Origin of the sequence: Intestinimonas sp. RTP31139st1_F5_RTP31139_211217, from assembly GCF_040226735.1 — a bacterium.
In the GTDB taxonomy this organism is placed as follows: domain Bacteria; phylum Bacillota; class Clostridia; order Oscillospirales; family Oscillospiraceae; genus Intestinimonas; species Intestinimonas butyriciproducens.
Window position 1 is genome coordinate 1 of record NZ_JBCOAQ010000055.1, and the last position, 10,706, is coordinate 10,706.

Annotated in this window: 10 protein-coding genes; 4 read left to right on the plus strand and 6 right to left on the minus strand. The window is 59.8% G+C overall.

Annotated features, from left to right (window positions below; translation table 11 throughout):
- The 6 genes from ABUA09_RS17070 to lysA all read right to left on the minus strand — a co-directional run.
- On the minus strand, positions 1 to 379 hold a 379-nt coding region (locus ABUA09_RS17070), incomplete at its 3' end, for a NifB/NifX family molybdenum-iron cluster-binding protein (protein ID WP_349949561.1).
- Positions 357 to 734, minus strand: coding sequence for a DUF134 domain-containing protein (locus ABUA09_RS17075; RefSeq protein ID WP_033118460.1), 378 nt, complete (start codon positions 732 to 734; stop codon positions 357 to 359). The genes ABUA09_RS17070 and ABUA09_RS17075, both read right to left, overlap by 23 nt.
- Positions 735 to 816: 82 nt before the next feature.
- On the minus strand, positions 817 to 2,676 hold the full coding sequence (locus ABUA09_RS17080; protein ID WP_279203166.1) for a sigma-54 interaction domain-containing protein: 1,860 nt from the start codon (positions 2,674 to 2,676) through the stop codon (positions 817 to 819).
- A gap of 134 nt (positions 2,677 to 2,810) precedes the next feature.
- Positions 2,811 to 4,232, minus strand: a complete 1,422-nt coding sequence (locus ABUA09_RS17085; RefSeq protein WP_033118459.1) for a Na+/H+ antiporter NhaC family protein — start codon at positions 4,230 to 4,232, stop codon at positions 2,811 to 2,813.
- Between the two features lie 37 nt (positions 4,233 to 4,269).
- Complete coding sequence (locus ABUA09_RS17090) at positions 4,270 to 5,622, minus strand: N-acyl-D-amino-acid deacylase family protein (protein WP_116721531.1); 1,353 nt, start codon at positions 5,620 to 5,622, stop codon at positions 4,270 to 4,272.
- Between the two features lie 13 nt (positions 5,623 to 5,635).
- The gene (lysA, locus tag ABUA09_RS17095; protein ID WP_279202563.1) at positions 5,636 to 6,931 is read right to left on the minus strand and encodes a diaminopimelate decarboxylase; all 1,296 of its coding nucleotides are present in this window, start codon (positions 6,929 to 6,931) and stop codon (positions 5,636 to 5,638) included.
- A gap of 415 nt (positions 6,932 to 7,346) precedes the next feature.
- Between lysA and ABUA09_RS17100 the strand changes: the two genes are divergently transcribed.
- From ABUA09_RS17100 to ABUA09_RS17115, 4 genes are all read left to right on the plus strand, one after another.
- Positions 7,347 to 8,957, plus strand: coding sequence for a peptide chain release factor 3 (locus tag ABUA09_RS17100; protein WP_033118456.1), 1,611 nt, complete (start codon positions 7,347 to 7,349; stop codon positions 8,955 to 8,957).
- 139 nt (positions 8,958 to 9,096) lie between these two features.
- Positions 9,097 to 9,522 (plus strand): hypothetical protein, encoded by a 426-nt coding sequence (locus ABUA09_RS17105; RefSeq protein ID WP_058116893.1) that lies wholly within the window; start codon positions 9,097 to 9,099, stop codon positions 9,520 to 9,522.
- Positions 9,523 to 9,702: 180 nt separating this feature from the next.
- A complete protein-coding gene (locus ABUA09_RS17110) occupies positions 9,703 to 10,131 on the plus strand; it encodes a cell wall hydrolase (RefSeq protein WP_195607697.1) in 429 nt (142 codons plus the stop codon).
- A 66-nt stretch (positions 10,132 to 10,197) separates the two neighbouring features.
- Positions 10,198 to 10,680, plus strand: a complete 483-nt coding sequence (locus tag ABUA09_RS17115) for a hypothetical protein (RefSeq protein ID WP_033118454.1) — start codon at positions 10,198 to 10,200, stop codon at positions 10,678 to 10,680.
- Positions 10,681 to 10,706: the final 26 nt, after the last annotated feature.

Here is a 10,706-nt window from a genome sequence, read left to right on the forward strand (position 1 = left end):
CGTGGGACGCGCAGTCTCCGGGGTGCGTGTGATTATGGCCGCCGTCATGACGGCGGCAGTTGGCCTCGGTACCGTAGGCCAGGCGGTTCGCCAGCAGGGCCTGGACCGCAGCGTCCGCGTCGCCGGTGACCCCGGCGTACAGGGTGACGCCCGCCTGTGCCAGTGCGTTCCGGGCGCCCATACCCAGGCCGCCGCAGATCAGGGCCTCCACGCCGGCATCCTGCAGAAAGCCCGCCAGCGCGCCGTGTCCGCTGCCGTTGGTGTCCAGGATCTCCGTCCCCGTCACCCTGCCGTCTTCCACCTGGTACACCTTGAACTGCTCCGTGTGGCCAAAGTGCTGAAACACGGTCCCGTTCTCATAGGTCACTGCGATTTTCACGATGAAACGCCTCCAATTTCTGCTTTTTGGGGCATCCGTGCCCCCGGCGGCGACATTCTCCACCGTCGCACAGGCGGTAATGCCCCCCCTCCACCGCCAGCGCCTTGCGCTCCACCAGGGCCTGGGCCAGCTTGCGGCGGGCGCTGAGATAGATTCCGGTCACTGTGGTGCGGGCCACCTCCATCTGCACAGCACACTGCTCTTGGGTCAGACCCTCCAGGTCGATGAGGCGGATCACCTCGTATTCATCCACTCCCAGGGTCACAGTCCCGCTCCAGGGGGCGTCCTCCATGGGACGGAACCCGCCGCACCGGGGCAGGGTGCATACCCGTCTGCACTTCTGTGGTCTGGACATGCCGTCACCTCTTGTTCCTGACATATGTCGAAAATATCATACTCCTATTTTTGACATATGTCAATATGAAGGAGAAAAAACGTCACTTGATCCCATAGTGTTGCAGACGTTCGTAGAAGCTGGACTTTTTCATCTCCAGCAGCTCCATGGCCCGGCGCTTGTCGCCCTCTGCGGCCGCCAGGGCGCGGAGAAGCGCCTGTTCCTCAGCGTACTCCAACTGGGCTTTCAGCGGGCCGGAGAGGACGGGGGCGGCTTCCGCCGGACGCGCGCCCACGGGGGAGAGTTCGATCTCCTCAGGGCCGATGATGCTGCTCTCGCATACCGCCACCGCCCGCTCGATGACGTTGCCCAGCTCCCGGATATTGCCCGGCCAAGTGTGCTGGAGCAGCTTCTCCACTGCCGAGCCGGAGAGCTTTTTGGGCGGGATGCCGTACTGGGCGCAGACGGACTCGGTGAGACTGCGGCTGAGGAGATAGAGGTCCGAGATACGCTCACGCAGGGGCGGGATGCGCAGGGAAAAGACGTTGATCCGGTAGTAGAGATCCTCCCGGAAACGGCCCTCGCGCACGGCCTTCCACAGGTCCTGATTGGTGGCGGAGAGGATACGCACGTCCACATTGGTGGGCTTGGTGGCGCCCACGCGGTAAAACCGCTTGTTCTGGATGGCGTAGAGCAGCTTGACCTGGGCGCTCATGGGGATCTCGCCGATCTCGTCGAGGAAGATGGTGCCGCCGTCCGCCTGCTCAAAGTAGCCCGGCTTTCCGCCGGAGAGGGCTCCGGTAAAGGCTCCGCCCATATAGCCGAAGAGCTCGCTCTCAAAGAGGTCCCTGGGGATGGAGCTGCAGTTGACCTCCACGAAGGGGCCGTCGGGCCGGGAGAGACGGTGAATCTCCCGGGCCAGTTGGGACTTGCCGGTGCCGCTCTCCCCTGTGATGATGACGTTGCACCTGGCCTGGGCAGCCTTGAAGGCCAGATATTTGACCCGCTGGATGGGGGGAGAGCTGCCTGCAAAGTCGGGAAAGGCGTTGGCCGGGACCCGCATGGCCTGGTTGTCCACGTTGAGGCTGGCCTGCTCCACCTTGGTGATGAGCTCGTTGCGCTGGTCCAGCAGCTTGTGCAGCTCGGAGAGGTCGGTAAGCTTGAGCACGGCGCCGCGGACATGATTTCCTTCCCGCACCGGCAGAATGGAGCAGAGCATAAGACGCTTGTTGATGTAGAGCTCCTCGTCCAGCGTGGCGCCGCCCCCGCCGGAGAGCAGGCGGTCCATGCGCTGGGTGAGCTCGCAGGGCTGAAAGAGCTCGAAGAAGTCCCGGCCGATGACGCTGAACTCGGTGGTGCCGTCATTTTTCGGCTGGAAAGTCCCCCCCTCCAGGAGCCCTTTCAGATCCTCGTGACGGATGGTACAGCCCTTTTCCTGATAAAATTTTACCTTCCCGGTCCCGCCGTCCACCACCACCAGGTGGGCCATGGAGCGGAGATACCGGAGGTGGTAGGGCTCGCCCCCGACGGAGATGGTCAGCAGCTTTTCGTACCGGCTCACCGAAAGGCGCACCTCCAGGCCGCCGCAGCGGCCCTCGAGACACAGCTCCTGGGGCATGGCGTATGGTCCGCAGCGGCGGTAGAGGGGCTTGGACCCGCCGCTGTGATAGACGCCGGCGGCCAGCACCACGTCTCCGGGGCGGAGCTCCGGGTCGCGGATATTCAAGTGTGAGAGGTCCTCCGGCGTCATGCCGCCGTCGTCGTCCCCCAGCATGTTGTCCGCGATGAGCACAATGTCTCCAGGGAGAATGGAGCCGGCGGGATGGGAGCGCCCACCCTCCAGGACGATGCCGGTGATCTCCTTGGCCTTGCGGTTGAAGTGGGTGACGATCCCGCCCGCGTTGACGCAGACGATGCCCTCACCCACGATTTCGGTTATGGTGTCGAGCAGCTTGCTTTCCATATCGGGGGCCTCCTTTCCGGTGTTAAGGTGCTTTCATTATAGGACGAAGGAGGGCGCGGCACAAGTGCGGAGGAAAAAGACGCTCCGCTCCGGCAACCAGCCGGGGCGGAGCGCTGAAAGGAGGGGGTAGGATATTACATAATAAAGCCCAAAAATAGATAGAAGATAATAGAGAGAACGGCAAACGCGAGACAATAAGGAAACTGTGTTTTGATATGGTCGATAATATTACACCCAGTGGTGGAACAGGTCATAATAGTAGTATCTGAAATGGGAGAGCAGTGATCACCGAAAATACTACCACCCCATACAGCACCTGCCACCAAAGGAATATCTACGCCCAGCTGGAGAGCCATAGGTAGGCAAATCACCGAGGTGATCGCCATAGTACCCATAGAAGTACCGGTGGCAAAAGAAATAAGACAGGCCATCAAAAAGACAAGAACGGGCAGGAGAGAGGGAGAAAGAAATTGCTCAAAGATGGAACAAAGATACAGTCCGGTGCCAAGTTGGGAGACCACGCCTCCCATGGTAAAGCCGAAAATTAAAATCATAGCGATGGAGAGCATGCCAGACGCACCTTTGAATGCCACATCAATGAACTGTGATAGGTTGTAAATTTTTTGGGTTATACACAGAATACCGGAAGCAACTAAAGCAAGGAAGACGCCCCACAGAAGGGCATTCATGCCGTTACCATCTAAAGGATTCCCACTGCCAGTGACCGTCAGTACAACTAATACGCCCAGGATGAGAACAGCAATGGGAATGAGCATATTGCGGGCCAAAGGACGGTCGGTATCCAAATAACTTTTGTCATCGCTCACTTCGTCTAAAGAAGTAGCAGATGAGGGCGAATCCAATTCACCAGTGGTGTCAGCCCGCAGCTCAGCGGCTTTCAAAGGGCCAAAATCCTTGCGGAGCAGGCAGAGTAAAAGAGAGCCGAGGACAGCCAGCATACAATAGAAGTTTAATGGTATGGATTGGACCAACAGTGTGGCTGCTCGGGACTCCTCTACGCCGCCGGAAGTGAGGTAACCGATCATGGCGGCACCCCAGCCGCTCAATGGGAGCAACACACAAACTGGTGTAGAAGTGGCATGGACCAAGAATGCTGATTTTTCATGTGAGACCCGCATGGCATCGTTAACTGGACGAGTAACAGAGCCGACAACAAGACAACTAAGAGAGCCCGAGGTAAAGACTAGAACGCCTACTAGCCAAGTAAAAATATTGGCGGCCCGTTTAGACCTGATAACTCCTTTTTTTCGCACCATAATTTCGACAAAGCCTTCAATTCCGCCGGAGCGCTCAATGATATAGATTAACGCGCCAATCATAAGAATGGAGGCAATAACAATGGTGTTGCTGTGGCTCTCGAATGTGGTGATAAAACCATTAAGGGTGGCATTAAGCGCAGAGATGATGTGAAAACCATCAATAACGCAGAAGCCAAGGAATACACCAATAAACAGAGAAATAAATACATTTTTAGTAATAATTGCTAAAACAATAGTCAACAACGGCGGCAAGATTGATAGAAACCCAAATTCCACAAGACTCTCCTCCTAGTATTTAATGAATTCGGAGAACTCACTTTCTCAATGCCCGGCCCAGGTCAGAACGGACAACCCGGTCATGGTCTACAGCCACCTCCCCTCCGACGAGGACGTAGTCAAAGCCCTCTGGTCCGGCGTTGGGCTGGTCAAAGGTAGCGCGGTCCGCGATTCGGTCCAGATCCAGCACCACCACGTCGGCATCGGCGCCGCTGCGGAGGTTCCCTTTGTGGGAGAGCCCCAGCTTGGCGGCGGGCATGGCGGTCATTTTGTACACTGCCTCGTCCAGACTGAGACGTCCGCTTCCGACGTAATTGCGCACAAAACGGGGAAAGGCGCCCGCTGCCCGGGGATGTCCCTGGCCGTTGTCCATGAGGCCGTCGCTGGCCAGCATGATGTTGGGGTGGAGGAGGGCCATGTCCACGTCCTCCGGCTTCATCACATGGCAGACGGTGATGGTACGGGGGGCCTCCCGGCGAAGCGTCCGGAAAATGGCCTCCGTGCAGCGCTGCCCCTTGTAGGGGCCTTCGCAGACCTCGATGACGGAATAATCCGTCTGATACCGCTCCAGGAAACCGTCGTCATAGGTGGTCTCTCCGATGCGGGTGCTGAAGGCATAATAGGGATAACAGTCGCCGGACAGATCCATACCGTTGGCCCGGTAGGCGTCCATCATGGCAAGCAGCCGCTCCATCTGACCGAAGCCGCCCATGCTGCCCACATGAGAATTCTGCACCGGGAGATCCAGCGCCCGTCCCACGTCGATCAGTTCCTGTACCGCGCGGAAAATGTACGCCGCGTCGTCCCGGACGTGGGCAGCGATGAATTTGCCGGACTTCCGGCAGCCGCGGGCCGTCTCCACCATCTCATCCATGGAGATGCCGGGTACATAGCGGATGCCGAAGGAGATGCCGAAGCAGCCCGCCTCCAGCGCCTCCTGTGCCAGTCCGGAGAGACGGCGGAGCGCATCGGGGGTGATAGGAGCATATTTGTCCAGGTGTCCGGCCTGCTCCCGGAGAAAGGTGTGCCCAGCCAGCAGCCCCATGTTGACGGGCCCGCCGTCCCGGTCCATAAGCTCCAGGTATCGGATCGGGGAGACGGTGTTGATGCCGCAATTCCCGCCGATGGCGGTGGTGACGCCCATCCTCAGCATGGAGGTCATGATGCTGGGGATCAGGCGGTCCCGGACCGGATCATAGGGGTCCTCGTGCATGTGGATGTCGATGAAGCCAGGACAGACATATTTTCCGACGGCGTCCAGAACAACGTCGGCCTCGGGCTCGTCCTGCACGGTGGCCAGGACCTTTCCGTCCTGAAGGAGGAGGTTGTTCCTGGCATGAATATGGTTGGCAGGATCGATAATGGTGCCGTTTTTGATCAGGGTTCTCATGCTGCGGCCTCCCTCAACTGTTCAGCGACGCCGGGATGATCTGATTCCGGATCAGATCCTCATAGCTCTGGCGCCGGACCATCAGCTCATCCCGCCCGTCCTTGACCAGGACCACTGCGGGGATGGGGTTGCTGTTGTAGTTGCTGGCCATGGAATAGCCATAGGCGCCTGTGGAGAGGACGGCCAGAATGTCGCCGCTTTCCGCTGCTGGGAGCGCCGCGTCCCGGAGCAGGATATCCCCGGATTCACAGCACTTGCCGCAGACGGTGACCGTCTCGGCCGGCGCTGCGTCCGCCTTGTTGGCCAGGATGCCCCGATAGACGGCCTGATAGAGGGCGGGACGGATGTTGTCCGTCATGCCGCCGTCCACCGCCACATATTTGCGCACGCCGGCGATCTCTTTGATGGCCCCCACGGTGTAGAGGGAGAGAGCGGCGTCCCCGACGATGCTGCGGCCCGGCTCAATGACCACGGCGGGGCGGGGGAGCTCCAGCGCGTCAAAGCAGGCGGCGATGCGTTCCAGCATGGGGTCCAGATAATAGCGGTAGGGCCTGCGCTCCTCCGTGGTGTAGGTGATGCCGAATCCACCCCCCAGGTTGAGCTCTGAGACGCGGACGCCAAAGCGGTCTCTGACCTGTCGGACCAGCTCCAGCACCGCCTCCACCGCCTGGAGATAGGGGGAGGCGTCGAAGAGCTGGGAGCCGATGTGAAAGTGAAAGCCCAGAAAGTCCACATGGGGCGCAGCGACGGCCCGCTCCACAGCGGGATAGATGACATCCTCATCCGGGGGGAAGCCGAACTTGGAGTCCTTTTTGCCGGTGACGATGTAGTCATGGCTGTCTGCCTTAACGCCGGGAGTCACCCGGTAGAGGACCTTCATCCGCTTTCCTCTGGCGGCGCAGAGGGCTTCAATGGCCTCCAGCTCGTGGGCCCCGTCCACGATGATCCGGCCCACGCCCCGGTCCACGGCCAGCTCCAGCTCGCCGGGGAGCTTGTTGTTGCCGTTGAACTCGATACGCTCGGGCGGGAAGCCGGCTGCCAGGGCGGTGTAGAGCTCGCCGCCGGACACCACGTCCACGCACATCCCGGCCCGCTCCACCAGCCGGCACATGCCGGTGGTACAGAAGGCCTTGGCCGCATAGGCGACCCGGCTTCCCGGCCAGCGGTCCAGAAAGTCCCGGCGCAGCTCGTCGAAGCGGCGCTCTATGGCGGTCTGGGAATAGACGTACAGAGGGGTTCCATATTTCTTGGCCAGCTCCGTGACGTCACAGCCATCGAAGAAGAGCCTGCCGTTTTTGGTTTCCATCATATGATCGGACCTCCTTTTTGGTACCGCCTATAGAATAAGCAAATTTCATGCCAACCAGAGGGCGGGACGCCGCAGCCCCTGCCCCGCTAAGAAAAAGCGCCGTCAGCGGCCCGGCCGCCAGAAAAAGATGGTCCAAAATATCGGAAAAATAGCAGCAGAATGTTCCGAAAATTCGGACTATCAAGAGCAACAAATGCGGCATCTCTGGACGGGAGCCCTCTTGAAGAGAAGGCCCGCCTGAGAGAAGCCCGGGGCCATGGGGCCGGAGAGACGGACCGCCCTCCCTGGCCGCCGCCTGTGAAAAAAGGTGCGGGTTTTGTGGAGCTTTGGGCGGAGGTACGTCCATTTTCCTTGCAATTCGGCGGGAGAGTATGCTACAATAAAAAGACTTGTAAAACGCTAGGAGGCCGCTGCCTTGTCCAAATACGAATCCGAAATCTCACGCCGCCGCACCTTTGCCATCATCTCCCATCCCGACGCCGGCAAGACCACCCTGACCGAGAAGTTCCTGCTCTACGGCGGAGCCATCGCCCAGGCCGGTGTGGTCAAGGGAAAAAAGAACAGCCGCGCCGCCACCTCCGACTGGATGGAGATCGAAAAGCAGCGCGGCATCTCCGTCACCTCCTCGGTCATGCAGTTCCAGTATGAGGGCTTCTGCATCAATATCTTGGACACCCCCGGTCACCAGGACTTCTCTGAGGACACGTACCGTACCCTCATGGCCGCCGATTCGGCCGTTATGGTCATTGACGCGGCCAAAGGCGTGGAGGCCCAGACCCGGAAGCTCTTCAAGGTGTGTGTGATGCGGGATATCCCCATCTTCACCTTTATCAACAAAATGGACCGGGAGGCCCGGGACCCCTTTGAGCTCTGCGAGGAGATCGAGAAGGAGTTGGGGATCGACACCTATGCGGTGAACTGGCCCATCGGCTGCGGCAAGGACTTCAAGGGCGTCTACGACCGGAACAAGCGGGAGATCATCCACTTCACCTCCAACGGCGGCGCCAGGCAGGCCACGGCGGTAGAGGTGGGCCTGGACGACCCGGAGCTGGACGGCCTGATCGGCCCTGCCTTCCGCACACAGCTTCAGGACGACATCGAGCTGCTGGACGGCGCCTCCTGTGACTTTGATATGGAGCGAGTGCGCCACGGAAAGCTCTCCCCCGTGTTCTTCGGCTCTGCCCTCACCAATTTCGGCGTGGAGCCATTTCTGGAGGACTTCCTCCGCATGACCACGCCGCCCCTGCCCCGCCAGGCGGGGGAGGTGATCGTGGACTCCATGGACGACGAGTTCTCCGCCTTCGTCTTCAAGATCCAAGCCAATATGAACAAGGCCCACCGGGACCGTATCGCCTTTATGCGGGTGGTCTCCGGGCGCTTTGACGCGGATAGGGAGGTCTACCACGTCCAGGGCGGCAAGAAGATCAAGCTCTCCCGGCCCCAGCAGCTCATGGCCGCCGAGCGGGAGATCATTGAGGAGGCCTACGCCGGAGACATCATCGGCGTCTTTGACCCCGGGATCTTTTCCATCGGCGACACGCTGTGCGCGCCGGGGAAGAAGTTCCGCTTCGACCCCATCCCCACCTTTGCGCCTGAGCACTTCCGGCGGGTCCGACCTCTGGACACCATGAAGCGCAAGCAGTTTCTCAAGGGGATGGAGCAGATCGCCCAGGAGGGCGCCATTCAGATCTTCAAAACCCCCTATACCGGCATGGAGGAGGTCATCGTGGGCGTGGTGGGCACCCTCCAGTTCGACGTGCTGGAGTACCGGCTCAAAAACGAGTACGGGGTGGAGCTCTATATGGAGGGACTGCCCTACGAATATCTGCGCTGGATCGAAAACGACACCGGCGAGCCCATAAAGGAAGAGCAGCTCATTCTGGGCACCGACGTAAAGCTGGTGGAGGACTACAAGGGGAACCAGCTCCTCCTGTTCGCATCCCAGTGGTCCATCCACTGGGTCCAGGACAAGAACAAGGACCTGACCCTCACCGAGTTCGGCGGGGCCCGGGACAGCCAGGGCTGAAAACGACGGAGAACAAAAGAGGTCCGGACCGCATAGAAGCGGCCCGGACCTCTTTTTTCTTTCCCGAGCGAGAGAAAAAGCGCACCAAGATCAGCGGATTTGTATAGAATGAAGCAGTTCTCAAGAGGAGGGCGGCAGGATGGAGGAGGAGCAGAAAAAGACGCTCTGCGCACAGCTTGGGGTGGTAGACGATTCCCTGTTTTTTTTACTGCTGATCATTGCCGCCACACTGCTCTCCTTCTGGTCGGTGTCCCTCCAGCGAAAGGGGCTCTGCCTCACCATCCAGGGGGAGACGGAGACCGCCGGACAACTGCCCCCTATCTATCCCATCCGGCACAAGGCCTCCGCCATCATCGTCGGCGCGCTGGGCTTTTTCCTGTGCCTGGCTTTGCGTACGCTGGAGGAGGCAGAAGAGGGCGGCGACTGTGTGGCGAAGCGGTCGGCACGGAGCAACCTGTGGGCGTCCTTATTTGTGCTGCTGGCCGCCATGCTCCGCTATCAGGACCTGGATTTTGTGGAGCGGTGCCAGGCCTCGCTGGAGGAGGAGGACACGCTACCAGACTGAGAACCTGTACCGACAAGCATTCCGCAGCATCGGGGCGGGGCCTTCCCGCCGTACCGCGTTGATTTTCTTTGCCATACGCGGAATATGGCGGCATCAATCGCCTTGTCCAACGGAAAAGCCACGCCCGCCTGCCGTGCCCTGCTGATGTGTACAGGTTTTGATTTCCTTGGGGGGAATGTTATGACAGATTTGGAGATTTTGGCACGGATCGTCCAGTGTGAAGCTGGGGGAGAGGGGGAACAGGGGATGAAGGCCGTGGCCTGCGTGGTGATGAACCGGGTCCATGTGGACTACGGGGAGTACGGCAGGCTGGCGACGATCAGAGAGGTGATCTACCAGACGGGCCAGTTTGACTGTGCCCGGGAGACCATTCGAGGCAAATACAACGCCCAGAATATTTACAACATGTCCGTGGAGGACATCCACTACGACATTGCGGAGTGGGCCATAGCCGGGAACCGTCTGACCAACCTGGGCTTTGCCCTGTGGTATTTCAACCCCTTCAGCCCAAGCTGCCGGCCCAATTTCCCGTCCAATGTGGGGGAGTTCGTGGTGCGCATTGGGAACCACTGTTTTTACAACCCCACCGACGCTTACGCGGATACATAGCATGGGGAAGGGCCGGCGGAGGACCGGCGGCGATCCCCAATTTTCATGATGGAGGAGAATGGTTTTATGAATCAGTTTTATCCCGACGGGATGCGTGACATGGCCTTGAACCGGGCCCAGGAAAACGGCGGACTGGTGACGCCTCCCGAAGAAGACTTCAATACCGACGCCATGCGGGGCTCCATGCAGCAGATCCTGGCCGACAACCTGGGCAATTTCGTGGTGTGCGAATTCCTGGTGGGGACCCAGGCCATGACCCGGAAAGAGGGAATCCTGTACAATGTGGGGCGCAGCTATTTGACCCTCTATGAAGAGAACAGCCAGACCTTTGTGGTCTGTGATATCTTCTCGGTGAAATTCGTGACCTTCTATCTGCCCGGCCAGCGTCCCGGACAGAGCGGAGGGGGCATCAGCGTCCCCACGGTGAATATTCCCGGGGTGGGCACCCTTCCGGCGGGTCCTTATGGGATCGGAACGGGCTCCGGAGAAGTGGGGAGCAGCACACAGCCCCGCTCTACCGGCAACCGCTCCCTGGGCGGCAGCCGATAGGCGCGGAAGAGGAGCAGAGAGAGGGG